Annotated in this window: 13 protein-coding genes; 10 read left to right on the top strand and 3 right to left on the bottom strand. The window is 52.6% G+C overall.

Going from position 1 to position 14276, the window contains the following annotated elements; all coding sequences use genetic code 11:
• Positions 1-17: 17 nt before the first annotated feature.
• Genes HNV11_RS02550 through HNV11_RS02540 form a run of 3 tightly spaced genes read left to right on the top strand, consistent with a single transcriptional unit; the run spans position 18 to position 1928 of the window.
• Positions 18-599, top strand: coding sequence for a LemA family protein (locus tag HNV11_RS02550; RefSeq protein ID WP_171738164.1), 582 nt, complete (start codon positions 18-20; stop codon positions 597-599).
• Between the two features lie 59 nt (positions 600-658).
• A complete protein-coding gene (locus HNV11_RS02545; RefSeq protein ID WP_171738163.1) occupies positions 659-1096 on the top strand; it encodes a TPM domain-containing protein in 438 nt (145 codons plus the stop codon).
• Entirely contained in the window at positions 1089-1928 is an 840-nt protein-coding gene (locus tag HNV11_RS02540) for a TPM domain-containing protein (protein ID WP_394353872.1), read from the top strand. Before HNV11_RS02545 ends, HNV11_RS02540 begins: the two co-directional genes overlap by 8 nt.
• A gap of 27 nt (positions 1929-1955) precedes the next feature.
• On the opposite strand, the gene HNV11_RS02535 is transcribed toward HNV11_RS02540, so the two are convergent.
• The 3 genes from HNV11_RS02535 to HNV11_RS02525 form a co-directional block, all read right to left on the bottom strand.
• Positions 1956-2498 carry an NADH-quinone oxidoreductase subunit J family protein gene (locus HNV11_RS02535; RefSeq protein WP_171738162.1) on the bottom strand — a complete coding sequence of 181 codons (543 nt, stop codon included), beginning with the start codon at positions 2496-2498 and terminating at the stop codon, positions 1956-1958.
• Positions 2499-2516: 18 nt separating this feature from the next.
• Positions 2517-3863 (bottom strand): 4Fe-4S dicluster domain-containing protein, encoded by a 1347-nt coding sequence (locus tag HNV11_RS02530; protein WP_171738161.1) that lies wholly within the window; start codon positions 3861-3863, stop codon positions 2517-2519.
• Positions 3864-3943: 80 nt separating this feature from the next.
• Positions 3944-6355, bottom strand: coding sequence for an alpha-ketoacid dehydrogenase subunit alpha/beta (locus HNV11_RS02525; protein ID WP_171738160.1), 2412 nt, complete (start codon positions 6353-6355; stop codon positions 3944-3946).
• A 242-nt stretch (positions 6356-6597) separates the two neighbouring features.
• Between HNV11_RS02525 and HNV11_RS02520 the strand changes: the two genes are divergently transcribed.
• The 7 genes from HNV11_RS02520 (at position 6598) to HNV11_RS02490 (ending at position 13937) form a co-directional block, all read left to right on the top strand.
• Positions 6598-7050 (top strand): DUF1573 domain-containing protein, encoded by a 453-nt coding sequence (locus HNV11_RS02520; protein ID WP_171738159.1) that lies wholly within the window; start codon positions 6598-6600, stop codon positions 7048-7050.
• Between the two features lie 355 nt (positions 7051-7405).
• Positions 7406-8311 (top strand): prohibitin family protein, encoded by a 906-nt coding sequence (locus HNV11_RS02515; RefSeq protein ID WP_171738158.1) that lies wholly within the window; start codon positions 7406-7408, stop codon positions 8309-8311.
• Positions 8312-8561: 250 nt separating this feature from the next.
• Positions 8562-9701 (top strand): FIST signal transduction protein, encoded by a 1140-nt coding sequence (locus HNV11_RS02510; protein ID WP_171738157.1) that lies wholly within the window; start codon positions 8562-8564, stop codon positions 9699-9701.
• 4 nt (positions 9702-9705) lie between these two features.
• Entirely contained in the window at positions 9706-11235 is a 1530-nt protein-coding gene (locus HNV11_RS02505; RefSeq protein ID WP_171738156.1) for an ATP-binding protein, read from the top strand.
• A 40-nt stretch (positions 11236-11275) separates the two neighbouring features.
• Positions 11276-11647, top strand: a complete 372-nt coding sequence (locus HNV11_RS02500; RefSeq protein WP_171738155.1) for an Hpt domain-containing protein — start codon at positions 11276-11278, stop codon at positions 11645-11647.
• A gap of 124 nt (positions 11648-11771) precedes the next feature.
• A complete protein-coding gene (locus HNV11_RS02495; RefSeq protein ID WP_171738154.1) occupies positions 11772-12920 on the top strand; it encodes an acyltransferase family protein in 1149 nt (382 codons plus the stop codon).
• 267 nt (positions 12921-13187) lie between these two features.
• Positions 13188-13937 (top strand): hypothetical protein, encoded by a 750-nt coding sequence (locus HNV11_RS02490; protein WP_171738153.1) that lies wholly within the window; start codon positions 13188-13190, stop codon positions 13935-13937.
• The last annotated feature ends 339 nt before the right edge of the window (positions 13938-14276 follow it).

Below are 14276 nucleotides of genomic sequence, written 5' to 3'. Positions count from 1 at the left end.
TTTGATCCCAAAAAACCATGTCAAAAACCTTAATTATCGTTGTAGTTATCGCCCTGTTTCTGGGCATGTATGGCTGTAGTTCCTATAACGGCTTAGTGGAGAAAGATACTCAGGTTGAGAACGCCTGGGCTAATGTCCAGACGCAGTACCAGCGCCGGGCCGACCTGATTCCCAACCTCGTCCGGACAGTTCAGGGCGCGGCTAATTTCGAGAAAAGCACGCTGACCGCTGTCATTCAGGCTCGCGCGAATGCCACGGGCATCAACCTGAACGCCGACCAGCTGACGCCCGAAAATATTCAGAAGTTCCAGGCCGCTCAGGATCAGCTGACCGGTTCGCTGTCGCGCCTGCTGGCCGTAGCCGAAAACTATCCTCAGCTAAAGGCTACGCAGAATTTCTCGGAGCTGCAGGCGCAGTTGGAAGGCACCGAAAACCGGATTACCGTGGCCCGGAACGACTTCAACGGCGTTGCCACGAGTTATAACCAGTCGGTGCGGTCGTTTCCAAACAATATTTTCGCGGGTATTTTCGGCTTTGAACGCCGGGGTTTATTTGAAGCGTCCCAGGCTGCTCAGAACGCTCCAACGGTTCAGTTTTAATAGGACAGGCTAAGGCATGGAGTATGTTAGTCCCGCTTTTAGCCCTGCTCATCTAGTCTATGCCCACAAACCCGTTTACCCCCGACGAACAGCAACAGATCATCGACGCCATCCGGCAGGCTGAACAAGCCACGTCGGGGGAAATCCGGGTCCATGTAGAACCGAATTGTCCGCATGCCGACCCCATACAGCGAGCAATCGACGTATTTGCCCAGCTGGGCATGCACCAGACCAAAGAGCAGAACGGCGTCTTATTTTACCTCGCTCATGCCGATCGGAAGTTTGCCATCATTGGGGATAAAGGCATCAATGCCCGCGTCCCGGCCGACTTCTGGGAGAGCACGAAAGATTTGCTCAGGAACCATTTCAGGCAGGGGGATTATGTCGGCGGGCTAAGCCGGGGCATCGAACGCGCCGGCCAGCAATTGAAACAGTATTTCCCACACGCCGGTGCCGACGATATCAACGAACTTACCGACGACATTTCGTTTGACTAATCTATCTGTGAACGTACCCACCTTACTTTACTGCTTCGTCCGCACAACGGGTCTGGGCAGTTTGCTGCTGTTACTCATGCTGGCGGGCAGCTTGCGGGCCCAGATCAGTAGTGCGGATTCTGTTATTCCTAACCGGCCCAACCCGCCCCGATTGGTTAATGATTTTGTGGGTGTACTGGCGAGTTCTGAACGCGCTCAACTGGAGCAGAAACTCCGGGCCTACAACGACTCAACGTCTACCCAGATTACGATTGTCATCGTTCGGACAACTGAGCCCTATCCGATTGGCGACTTTGCGTTTCAGGTAGGCCGCAAATGGGGGGTCGGTCAGCAGGGCAAAAACAATGGACTAGTTATCGCCTGGGCAACCCAGACCCGCAAGGTTTTCATTGCAACCGGATATGGGCTGGAAGGTGCCATCCCCGACGCCATTGCCAAACGCATCATCAGCAACACGATTGCCCCGGCCTTTAAACAGGAACGGTACTATGAGGGCCTGGATGACGCCACAACGGAGATCATTCAACGTGCCAGCGGTGAGTATAAAGCCAACCCCGATACCGGCAGCGACGACGGCGGCTTTGGCTCATTCATAATCTGGGCGCTGATAATTTTGGCTATCATCTTTTTTATCTCGCGACGGAATCGCGGGGGAGGCAGCAATCGTAACCGGGGTGGAGGTTTCTTTCCGCCGGTCTTTTTTCCCACTTCAACCTATTCGGGCTGGGGCGGCTCGGGCGGAGGAAGCAGTTGGGGCGGTGGTGGAGGTGGTGGCTTCGGCGGCTTTGGCGGAGGCAGTTTCGGTGGGGGTGGCGCCGGGGGCGATTACTAAGCCTTTGGGCCTACTCCCTTACCTCAATTAAAGCCGCTTGGTTAAGGGTGCAGCCAGATACGTAGCGCCGATCAATGCAGCCAGTAATAGAATCCCGACAATCTCAAACGGCACGACGTACTCCGTCATCAATTGCCGACCTACCGTGTTAATCGTTGTTTGCCAGCCAACGGGCCGGTTCAATAACGCAAAATTCGACCGCGCCAGCAGGGTATATAACGCAACAAATAATGCCCCCGCGACCAGCAGAGCCACAACCCAGGCCGAACGCGATCCGGCTCGGTTGAGCGCCGGAATTCGGTTGGGTGTCTGACTGCTGGTAGCGGCTGGCAATTCGGGCTTATGCGTTAGCATAACCCCAAAAATAACCAGCACCAGCACCCCACCCACGTAAATCATTATCTGAGCAACCGCCAGAAAATCAGCGCTTGCCAGGACAAACAGCCCGGCGACACCCAGTAGCGTTAAGAGAAGAAAAAAAGCGGCATAGAGCACGTTGCGGGTTAGTAACACCGCCAGCGCTCCGCCAAGGGTTAGGGCTGTAAACCCGTAAAAGGCAATCTGAACCACCGATTCGTTTGATTTATGTTATGCAGACTCGTCGGGTTTCGGGGGCGTCGCGTCTGGTTTTGGTTTCATGGTTGGTCGAAACGCGGGTTTCGGTCGGGCTTCTGTGAGCTTTGGCGCTTCAGCAACTGGCTTTTCCGAAACCTCAGCCGAATCGTCGGCTCCGGAAAGTGCTGGTTCCGCGCTGGGTTTAGACGGTGCGACAGCCGGTTTCATCGTCGGTCGGAAGGCCGGTTTGGGCTTTGGTGCTTCGGCGGCTGGCTGCGGCTTAGCCGTAGGTTCCGACTCCTGCTGAGCCGGTTTGGACGATTGGTCTCCACCTGGCTTCATCGTTGGCCGAAACGCAGGCTCCGGCTTAGGTAGTTCAGCCGGAGCCGGTTCGTTGGCGGGCGTCTTTGCTTGAGCCTCAGCTGGTTTTGACGAGCCTGCCCCCGGTTTCATTGTCGGGCGGAAAGCTGGTTTAGGCGTAACGGCTTTAGTATCCGGCAACGTTGGTTCATCAGCCGGCATGGTAGTAATTTTTTCAGTTTTATCCTCTAACGGCGTGTCGGTCAAAGGCGTTTCGGGTTTCCGCGTTGGCCTGAATACGGGCCGCTTCTGGGTTTCCAGTCCGCCCTGCGCAATTTGCTGCATTTCATCCGGCGTGGCATCCGTTAACGGGTGCTCCGCCGATGAGCCAGCCGAATTAACGGTTTCTGGTGGTGCCGTCGGTTTAGCCGTTGGTCGAAAGATGGGGCGTTTGGCTGCAGGCGCAGCCTGTTCTGGGGCGGGTGCTGGTTGAGCAGCGGCTTTTGCAGCGGCCTGCGCTTTTTTCTGCTCTTCCTTTTCGCGAACAAATTGCTCGTATAGCGCCCGTTTCTCCTCGGCTTCAGCAGGCGTTAATTCGGCAAACTGGTACGTTAATTTGCCTAACTCAAACTCGCTATAGTCAAATTTTTTGTCCATGGTCAGGCACTCTGTCGGGCATACTGCGGTGCATAAACCACAGTAGCAGCACTTGGCCATGTCAATGTCAAACTTGGCGGCATATAATCGGATAGGTGATCCATCAGATGCGCGACCCACCTCCTCGGTTGCCTTGATGGCATCAATCGTAATGCAATCGACCGGGCAGACTTTGGCGCACTTGTCGCAAACGATACAATCCTCAATCTCGTTACGGAGCCGATAACGCCCGTTATCCGGAATAGGAAGTTGCTCGTGCGGGTACTGAAGGGTGACGAGACCGTTCTGCTGATCGAAATAATTGGCATCTGCTATACCCTCGGGTGTCCGCCGGTGGGTAGCGTTTTTCAAGTGCCGGAACGTCAGACTCAGACCCTTGAGCGTTGTCCGGATACCCGCTTGTATGTCCTGAAAGTAACTCATTATCAGTCTAAACGTGGAGTTGGCATAAAGTCCGAAAGACGTGTATAAGTCAGCACCTGTTGCTCCTTAACGCTTATTATTTAGTATAACGAAGGAAACCGATCCGGCTCGGCCTCGCCCATGAGCGCGTACACCGTCTCGATTACATCGTCAACGCTGGGTTTGGCAAAATAATCTCCGTCGGAACCATAGGGCGGACGATGTGCTTTAGCCGACAACGTCCGGGGAATAGAATCCAGATACCGATAAGCCTGCTGGCCTTCGACAACCTGCTGCAGCATATACGCCGATGCACCACCCGGTACGTCCTCATCAGCGAACACGACCCGGTTTGTTTTCTTAATCGACTCGACAATGGACTGATTCCGGTCGAACGGTAGCAGCGACTGTACATCAACAATTTCAACACTAATACCCATCGGCGCTAGCTGAGCAGCTGCCTCCAGAACAATCCGGCACATCGAGCCGTAGGTAACGACCGTAACGTCTGAGCCGACACGCAGTATTTCGGGAATGCCCAGAGGTACGCAGAACTCAGCGAGATTGTCGGGTAGTTTTTCTTTCAGCCGGTAGCCGTTCAGGCATTCGATGAGCAGCGCCGGATCGTCACCTTTGATGAGTGTATTGTAAAAACCGGCGGCCTGGGTCATGTTACGGGGCACCAGAATATGCATACCGCGCAGACTGCTGAGCATTGCACCCAGAGGTGAGCCCGAATGCCAGATTCCTTCCAGCCGATGGCCGCGCGTCCGAACAATCAGCGGAGCCTTTTGTCCCCCTTTGGTTCGGTATTGCAGGGTCGCCAGGTCATCGGTGAGCGTTGCCAGGGCATAGAAAATATAATCGAAATATTGAATCTCGACAATAGGACGAAGACCGCGCATAGCCAGTCCTATTCCCTGTCCAATAATCGTTGTTTCGCGAATACCAGTATCGGTAATCCGGATTTCGCCGTATTTTTCCTGTAAACCTGCAAAGCCCTGATTTACGTCACCTATCTGCCCAACATCCTCGCCCAGCGCTACCACGCGAACATCGCGGGCAAACAAACTGTCGAAATACCGCTGCATAAGCACGTATCCATCTACCAGGCTGGCATCGTCACTATACTGAGCAGGTACGGCTTCGACCAGCAGGGGTGACTCTGGTGAATGACTGTATAGATAGGAATTGAACCGATCAGCATTTTCGGGCTCGGCCCGTTCGAGCCATGCTTTCAGCTGCTGTTTACCCGCACCGGCATCCATACGTAAGACACGCAATGCCTTCCGAACGGCGCCTACAATATCGCGCCGGAGCGGTGAAACAGTCTTCCGTAACTCCTCGCGAATGGCCATTAGCTCGGCTGATTTCGCATTATGGCGGGCCACCTGCTGGAGCAGCTCAACAGACTCGTTATAATCAGCTTTCATAGATGTCTGAAACGCATTCCAGGCATCGGATCGCGCTTGCTGCGCAGCCTTTTTAGCTTCCGAATCAATCGTATCGAGTTCGTCGTTGGTAGCGTAACCGTTCTCCAGAATCCACTGTCTGAACGTCCGGTTCGCATCGTGAGCGGCTTCCCAGGCCAGTCGGTCCTTTGTTTTATAACGTTCGTGAGAACCCGACGTTGAGTGGCCCTGCGGCTGGGTAAGCTCCTGCACATGAACAAGAACCGGTACGTGTTGCTCGCGGCAAAGGCGGGCGGCCTGCAGATAGGTTTCGAGCAGGGCAACGTAATCCCATCCTTTTACGGTGAATATCTCAATTCCTTTTTCGTCGTGACTATCCCGCTGGAAGCCAGCCATGGCTTTCGATATGCTGCCTTTGGTCGTCTGATACTCGACGGGTACGGAGATACCGTATCCGTCGTCCCAGATCGACATCAACAGAGGAACCTGCAAAACCCCGGCTGCGTTCATGGTTTCCCAGAACATACCCTGCGACGTAGACGCGTCACCGATGGTAGCGAATATGATTTCGTCGCCGTTCCGCGAGAAGTTAGTCAGGCTACGTAGCGCCGGATTCTGCCGAAAGAGTTTTGAGGCATAGGCCAGCCCGAGCGCGCGCGGAATCTGCCCGGCCGTAGGAGCAATATCACAAACCGAGTTGAACAGTTCGGTCTGATTACGCCACAGGCCCTGTTCGTCGAGCCAGCGGGTAGCGTAGTGCCCGTTCATGGATCGACCAGCGGTATTAGGGTCAGCTGCAAGGTCAGTATGCGCATAGAGCTGCGCAAAAAACTCCGTCCAGCGGAGCTCGCCCAGGGCGGCTACGAACGTCTGATCCCGATAATAACCCGACCGGAAATCGCCCCGCTGAAACGCGTGAGCAGCCGCAATCTGAGCTATTTCCTTACCATCGCCGAAGATTCCGAACTTCGCTCGCCCCCCCATAACGTCGCGCCTACCCAATAAACTGACCTGTCGACTTTCGCAGGCCAGTCGATAATCAGATAGGATTTTTTCGCGACTTAAAATATCGGTTGAGCGGAGTTGTTCGTTTGCTATCACAGTGAAGCTACGGGTTGAAAGCGTCCAACGTTAGTTTCCTTGATGAAGTAATCTTGGCACCCTATACGGAGGCCAAGCGAAAGTAAATTTAAGGTAAAACAACCCAGCTTTCAAAAAAACGATTTTTTCCGTTTCTTTGTTAGGCAAAAGAAAACCAACGGCTATTTGGCAAAATGTTTGCTCAAGTAATTGTTTATTAGGCGTCGTATCCAAACAACCAAACCATAATTCTATATAGTCCAATGAAAAAGATTTTTTCACTTTTCGTAGCTTTATTTGTGTTCGTCGCAGTTGGCTACGCCCAGAAAGGGGTTATGAAGTTTGCGAAAGAAACGCATGACTTCGGCAAGGTTGAGCAAGGCAAGCCCGTGACGCACGTATTCGAATTTAAGAATACCGGTACTGATCCTATAATCATCAGCGACGCAACAGCATCGTGCGGTTGCACCAAGCCAAGCTTCTCCCGTGAGCCGGTAATGCCGGGTAAATCGGGTACTGTTTCGGCTACCTACAATGCAGCGGCTGCTGGTCAGTTTACCAAAACGGTGACCGTAACGAGCAATGCAGAATCTGGCCAGACGGTTCTTTATCTGAAAGGCGAAGTTGTTACCCAGAAAGATGCACAGACGGCTGCGACTCCGGCCGCTTCTCCGTCGGACAAGAATAAGAAAAAAGGTACTAAGACTTCACGATAACACGCTGAAGGGTTAATAGTGTGGTCTCGAAAGGCATCTGGTCGTTTACCGGATGCCTTTTTTTGTGCCTGTTTTGTAGCTCATCCGATTGAGAGACCGACCGGCTACAGCCGCGCCCGTTCCTGTAAAACCACTTTCTACACAGGCCCTTAGGTTCTACATTTGGCGTGTCTTCTGACCTAAGTTCCTCTATGAATCCGCCCTGAGGCCGGCAAGTTCCTGCTTTCCCCATTTCTGCTTTATATCGCCAGAGCTTCCTACGCTCCTGAGCAGATCAGACAGAATTGTTTTACTGTCGTAGCTAGCCGAGCTAGTAGCGATTTGTTTGTTCATCGTCTTTTATTCTCTTACGGCTATGTTTTTTCTTGTGCTTGGTATCCTGGCCCTCGTTGCCGGATTTGCCATTAATACGCCCGCGCTGGCTTTCTCACGCTATTCCCGACCCATTAAAGTAGTCGGAATCATTTTAATTGTACTTGGGTTACTAAGCTCCAGCGTTCGGCAAATTGACGCCGGGCATGTAGGGGTGATTTCTCTATTCGGTAACGTCAGCGACCGCGCCCTGAACGCAGGCCTGAACTTTGTCAATCCCCTCGCCAGCGTAACGGAGTTTGACATCAAGACCCAGAACTATACAATGTCGGCTACCCGGGATGAAGGTCAGAAACAGGGGGACGACGCTATTCGCGTGCTCACTGCCGATGGCCTGGAGGTTGTTATTGACCTGACGGTGCTTTACCGGGTGGTGCCTACGGATGCGCCGAAAATTTACCGCGAGATCGGCCCTGACTACACCGATAAGGTTGTTCGCCCTATTACCCGTACCCGTATCCGCGATAATGCTGTTTACTACGACGCCGTGGCACTCTATTCAACCCGCCGGGATGAGTTTCAGGGACGGATATACAAAACCATTGAGGTTGATTTTCGTAAGCGGGGACTGATGCTCGAACAGCTGCTGATTCGGAATATTGACCTGCCTACGTCGGTTAAGAAGACCATAGAGTCAAAGATCAACGCGGAGCAGGAGGCTCAGAAAATGCAGTTTGTGCTCCAGAAAGAGCGGCAGGAAGCAGAACGGAAACGCGTTGAAGCACAGGGCATCGCCGACTATCAGAAGATTCTTTCTACAGGTTTGAGCGACAAACAGTTGCAGTATGAACAGATTAAAGCGCAGCGCGAACTGGCTGCATCGCCCAACGCCAAGATTGTGATTATGGGCAGCCGCAGCAACGTTCCGTTAATTCTGGACAACCGCTGATCATCAGCTTTAACCAGGCGATCTGTTCTATAGCTCATCAAGCCTAAACGGGTCGCGGGTTGGGAGAACTTTACGTAAAGTTCTCCCAACCCGCGACCCGTTTAGCGTATAATTTGAGTTTTAAATAACTTCCTGAAGCATACTTAATTAAATATAAGTTTTATGTTTTTGTAATTTATAAACTTATATATATTTGCTCTTATTAAATATACACTTACTAAATAGTCGTTAGCCTCTATCCGTTACTCCGATGAAAATCGCCCAATCCCGTTATGCAGCCGGTGCCTGGAAGGTTGTTTCTGAGACGTTAAACTTCGATCCACAGCAGGCACAGCTGGTACTGGCCTTCGGCGAACGTAAATTACTGGAAGAGCTCAAGCCCTATGCTCACCTGCGCTTGCTTTATCCATCGGCTCACATTGTTATAAACTCTACCTCGGGCGAGATTTTCTCGGATAAGGTTCACGACGATACGATCATTGTCACTGCGATCGAGTTGGAAAAATCAACGATTCGGACGACGCAGATTGATATTACCGACCATACCGAAAGCTATCGTGCCGGCGAACAGATTGGAGCGGCTCTGGACGCGCCCGACCTGTCCACCGTCCTCATTATTTCCGATGGAGGTGTCGTTAACGGCAGCGATCTGATCAGCGCCACGAATCAATCCCTGAAACGTCATGTGCCGGTAACAGGCGGCCTGGCGGGCGACGCAGCCCGGTTTGAACGGACAGTGGTGGGGCTTAATCAGGATCCGCAGCCCGGAAAAGTGGTTGGTATTGGTTTTTACGGAGACGGGATCAAAGTTGGTCACGGAAGCATGGGCGGCTGGGACGCCTTTGGCCCCGAGCGGGAAGTGACCAAGTCAGCCTACACCACACTTTATCAGATTGACGACCGACAGGCGCTGGACTTGTATAAAGATTACCTGGGCAAGTATGCCAACGATCTGCCCGCAACGGCTTTGCTGTTTCCTTTATCCATTCGGGCAACGGCCGAATCGCGTCCGCTTGTGCGAACGATCCTGACTATCGATGAGAAGGCAAAGAGCATGACCTTCGCCGGGGATATACCCGAAGGTTCCCTGGTTCGGTTCATGCGCGCTAATCTGGACCGACTGGTCGATGCCTCTGCGATAGCTGCCCAACGGTCGCTGCGGCAGTTAGGCACAACGCCTGATCTAGCCCTGCTCGTTAGCTGCATCGGCCGGAAGTTGGTACTGGGGCAGCGCACAGAGGAAGAAGTGGAGGTAGCCCGGAATATTTTCGGCGATTTCCCCGTCATGACCGGATTTTACTCCTATGGCGAAATTGCTCCAGCCGGGCCCGATACACCGGGTGAACTTCACAACCAGACCATGACCATAACTACCCTCTCTGAACACTAAACGTATGGAAGTAAAGTCTTTACATAAAGTTTTAACCCGGCAGATAAACAAATATCTAACCCCGGAATGTCTCCAGAACGAAACCTTCCAGCAGTTCATTCGGGCGGTCAACGACTCTTATAACAATTTTGATCGCGATAAAGAATTGTTTGAACATTCGGCTGCGCTGAATGAACGGGACTATTCAGAAATCAACCGCAAACTAAAGGAAGAGATTGCCCAGCGCCGGCAGTCGGTCGAGAAGCTGATTGAAGCCATCTACCTGATTGACGTACCGGAAGAGGAGTCTATGCCTAATTTCGAGCCGAACAATTTAGTTGGCTTAGTCGATTTTTTGCAGCGTCAGATTGAATACCGCAAGTCGATTGAAGCCGAACTCCGGCTAGCGAAAGAAGTAGCTGAAAACGCCACTCAGGCCAAGTCAGACTTTCTGTCCATGATGAGTCATGAGATTCGGACGCCCCTTAATGGTATCGTGGGAATGACCTACCTGATGCTTCAGGAAGAGGTACCGCCCAATCTGATTGAGAACCTGAAGACGCTGCAATTTTCCATTGAACACCTACAGGCGCTGATTAACGATATTCTGGATTTCAGTAAGATTGAAGCCGGCAAGGTTGAGCTGGAAGAAACCAACTTCAGCCTGAAGCAGCTTGTCTCGAATATCAAACGGGCTCAGCAGACCAAAGCGCAGGAGAACGGTAACCGCATCCGGCTGATGGTGGACGATGACATTCCGGATTCGCTCATTGGTGATTCATTACGTATCGGGCAGGTTCTGACGAATCTGGTTTCCAACGCCATCAAGTTTACCCACGAGGGAACCATTACCATTGAACTGTCCCTGCAGAGCCGCACCGACGACCGGGCGTCTATTTACGTATCCGTTCAGGATACCGGTATCGGTATCGCTCCGGAGAAACAACAGGATATCTTCAGCATGTTTACCCAGGCAAATTCGGCAACGACCCGCAAATTTGGCGGCACAGGACTGGGACTGGTCATTACCAAGCGGTTGCTGGAACTTCACGGCAGTACAATCAAGGTAGAAAGTGAAGAAGGGAAGGGATCAACCTTCTATTTTACGCTGAACCTGGCTACTGGCAATTCGCCAGCACCAACGGCGGCCCTGCCCGATGCCGTTGACGACCAGACCCTCAAAGGGGTTCGGGTGCTGCTGGTAGAAGATTATCCGGTTAACGTAAAAGTAGCCCTGAAGTTCCTGCACAAATGGGGCCTGGAGGTCGATACGGCCGAAAACGGACTGGTTGGCTTAACGAAGTTCCAGACTGGCAATTATGACCTGATTCTGATGGACCTTCAGATGCCGGTTATGGATGGTTATACGGCTTCACAGGAGATTCGGAAACTAAGCCCCACCATGCCTATCATTGCCCTAACGGCTTCAGCTACGTTCAGCAATAAAGACCGGGCTATTGGGGTAGGTATCAACGATTACGTGACCAAACCCTTCAATCCGAAAGACCTGTTCCATAAAATTGTTAAATACAGCCAGCGTCAGCTACCTGTCTGATCCTGACGACTTCTGCTTTCATTCAATCTTCTGCTGCGTTATGGCTTTACTACATCCGGTCGGTGAACACACAATTGACCACGAACGACTCAACAAATTACACAGTGGCGATCGTCGGCAAATTATCAGCGTCTTCCAGCTGTTCCTGGATGAAGTTCTCCCCGACTTTCTGGAGCTGGAGCAGGGTATGCAACAGCAGCAGTGGCCGGAAGTAGCCGACATGGCCCATAAGATTGTGCCCTGGGTAGGCATGGTTGGGTTGACCTCGCTGGAAACAGAGCTACGAAGCCTGGAGAAACAGGCCAAGCACAACCCGACTACGCAGAGTATGACGGCCAGTTGGGACCGGTTCAAAGCGGGCCTCGACCGAACCGTTCCTCTCCTGCGGCAGGAACTGGCCCGAATGGAATAGGAATCAGACAGCAGGCTTTCACATAGAGTAATTGCTTCAGCGACGCAACCCGCCAGCCGTTCTGGTTTGACGAGTTGCGTTTTTTATGTATCATTGTTCTGACCCTAACCGAACAAACTTATTCATGCAGACCTCTACCGTTGCCGGACAGGAGCCCGCCGTTGCTCAACCTGCCCCTGTCCGGCGGCTGCTATCGCTCGACGCCCTGCGCGGCTTTGATATGTTCTGGATTATTGGCGGAGAAGAAATCTTTCATGTTCTGGCTAAAACCACTGGCTGGGCATGGGCCATATTTATGGCCGATCAGTTCACGCACGTCGACTGGAACGGCTTTCGCCCTTACGACTGCATCTTTCCTTTGTTTTTATTTCTGGCGGGCGTATCAACGCCTTACTCGCTCGGAAGCCGTCTCGCCAGGGGCGACGACCGGGCTATGCTGGCTCGTAAAGTCATCATGCGCGGGATGGTCTTGGTTCTGCTGGGAATTATTTACAACAACGGCCTGTTTGCCAGGCCACTTGCCGAGATGCGCTTTCCAAGCGTGCTGGCCCGCATTGGTCTGGCCGGTATGTTCGCGCAGCTTATTTTTCTTTACGTCCGCAGCGAACGGGCGCGCTACGGGGTTTTTATAGGAATTCTCTTCCTGTATTGGGCCCTGCTCATGCTTGTACCCGTACCAGGCTACGGAGCTGGTAGTCTGACCATGGAAGGTAGTCTGGTCGGTTACGTTGACCAGATGGTCTTGCCGGGCCGGCTCTATAAAGTCGTTCATGACCCCGAAGGCCTATTATCGACCTTGCCGGCCATTGCTACCGGGCTGCTGGGCGTCTTTGCGGGTACGGTCCTTCGCCGGAGAGACCTCAGCGACGGGCGTAAACTTCAGCAACTGGTGCTGGCGGGTGTCGCCTGCGTTGCCGTAGGCTGGCTATGGAATCTGGTCTTTCCTGTGAATAAAAACCTTTGGACCAGCTCATTCGTACTGGTTGCCGGTGGCTGGAGCCTATTAGCCTTAAGTTTGTTCTACTGGATTATTGACGTACAGAACCTACGCCGGTGGACATTCTTCTTCGTTGTCATTGGAATGAACTCCATCCTGATCTATCTGGCTGGCGAAGTTATTGATTTTGAACACGCTGCCCATTACCTGTTTGGCGGACTGCTGCGGTTCTTCAGTGAACCCGTTCGGGCGCTCGGAGGTGTGCTGGCCTTTCTGGCCATAAAATGGGGCTTCCTGTATTTCCTGTATCGGAAAAACGTATTCCTGCGGGTATAAGCTACCCGCTTAAACCCGCCTTTCAAGCGTTCTTAAAGCCGACTTTCTGAAATGAAGTCGGCTTTTTTATGCAATTCCTTCCAATTACGTTTCGGGCGGCTTCCGCCCTGCTTGCCTAATTCCCCAATCCAGGCGGTAAAAGTACCGATTCATCCATATGCTGATTGGGTCTCCCTCCGTCCTGCCCCAACTTTGTCACACCAAACGCCGACAACGGCAAGCCAAACGACCTTAATCACCTTTTCCTCGTAAAGACCAAATACTACAATGAAAACGATTCTGTACTCAATTGCCCTCCTTTCGCTGAGCAGCCTCGGGGTCAGTGCGCAATCAACCGCGCGTAAAGCCGTTCCGCCAACGCATGCGGTCCGCCCCATTGCCAAAGCGACTCAGCCAACCACAAAAGCTGCTCAGCCTGTAGCGAAAGCTACTCCGGTGGCAGCCACTAAACCAACTCCTGAAGCTCAACCTGTGGCCCAAGCACAGCCGGTTGCCCAAACAGCACCCAAGCCAGCCGCACCAGTGCTCAGTTCAGTACATGCCAAAGCCGTGCTATCATCGAGTGACCGCACGGCTTACCTGAATGCGGGAATTGGCCTGGCGGCTTACGGCGCGGGCGGCATTCCAATTGGCATCTCGTTCGAAAAAACGATCCGCGACAACATCTCTGTGGGCGGTTCGGTGGACTATTCACGCTACGGCTACAACTACGGTGGCTACAAATGGCACTATAACTTTATCTACGTAGGCGCTCGTGCCTCCTATCACCTTGGCGAACTGCTAAACGTTGGCAACGATAAGTTCGACCCCTACGCTGGCGTTTCACTGGGCTTCCGTCACGCGTCGTATAAAGATACCTATGGCTATAGCAACGACTATTACAGCCCCTACTCCAGCGGTCTGTACCTGGGCATCCATCTTGGCTCCCGCTATATGTTCAGCGAAAAAATCGGCGGTTTTGCCGAAGTTGGCTACGGTGTGTCAGCCCTGCGCCTGGGTGTATCGGCCAAGTTTTAATCAGGATTAAGTAAACACGTAAACAACATATACAACCATGAAATCAACTCGCACCATCCGAACCGTGTTTCGCACGCAACGGGATCAGCTCTTAGGCTTTGCGTCCCCAGCGACGCGGCCCATCCGCCTGACATCTTCGCGCATCAGCGCCCGGTAAGCTCTTCGTTGTCAGATGTCGTATAAACCAGACTGGTTTATACGACATCGATGTTTTCAGCCGTTCGAGCGATTAGCATACACTCCATCGGAAATTTTTGTTGGCTGAATGCCTGCTTTTACCGTTCCCACAATCAAACTCATGGACTTCGAGCAGCCCGTCCGTACCTTTGTCGATTCTAA

The organism is Spirosoma taeanense, assembly GCF_013127955.1.
GTDB lineage: Bacteria > Bacteroidota > Bacteroidia > Cytophagales > Spirosomataceae > Spirosoma > Spirosoma taeanense.
Note: the sequence above shows the minus strand (reverse complement) of the source record. Positions and strands in the feature narration are given on the sequence as shown.

Bases quoted from the DNA above. Each gene is read 5' to 3' on its own strand.
- HNV11_RS02505 (WP_171738156.1), top strand. From the start codon at position 9,706: ATGGAAGTAAAGTCTTTACATAAAGTTTTAACCCGGCAGATAAACAAA.
- HNV11_RS02495 (WP_171738154.1), top strand. From the start codon at position 11,772: ATGCAGACCTCTACCGTTGCCGGACAGGAGCCCGCCGTTGCTCAACCT.
- HNV11_RS02520 (WP_171738159.1), top strand. From the start codon at position 6,598: ATGAAAAAGATTTTTTCACTTTTCGTAGCTTTATTTGTGTTCGTCGCA.
- HNV11_RS02510 (WP_171738157.1), top strand. From the start codon at position 8,562: ATGAAAATCGCCCAATCCCGTTATGCAGCCGGTGCCTGGAAGGTTGTT.
- HNV11_RS02500 (WP_171738155.1), top strand. From the start codon at position 11,276: ATGGCTTTACTACATCCGGTCGGTGAACACACAATTGACCACGAACGA.
- HNV11_RS02545 (WP_171738163.1), top strand. From the start codon at position 659: ATGCCCACAAACCCGTTTACCCCCGACGAACAGCAACAGATCATCGAC.
- HNV11_RS02515 (WP_171738158.1), top strand. From the start codon at position 7,406: ATGTTTTTTCTTGTGCTTGGTATCCTGGCCCTCGTTGCCGGATTTGCC.
- HNV11_RS02530 (WP_171738161.1), bottom strand. From the start codon at position 3,863: ATGAGTTACTTTCAGGACATACAAGCGGGTATCCGGACAACGCTCAAG.
- HNV11_RS02490 (WP_171738153.1), top strand. From the start codon at position 13,188: ATGAAAACGATTCTGTACTCAATTGCCCTCCTTTCGCTGAGCAGCCTC.
- HNV11_RS02550 (WP_171738164.1), top strand. From the start codon at position 18: ATGTCAAAAACCTTAATTATCGTTGTAGTTATCGCCCTGTTTCTGGGC.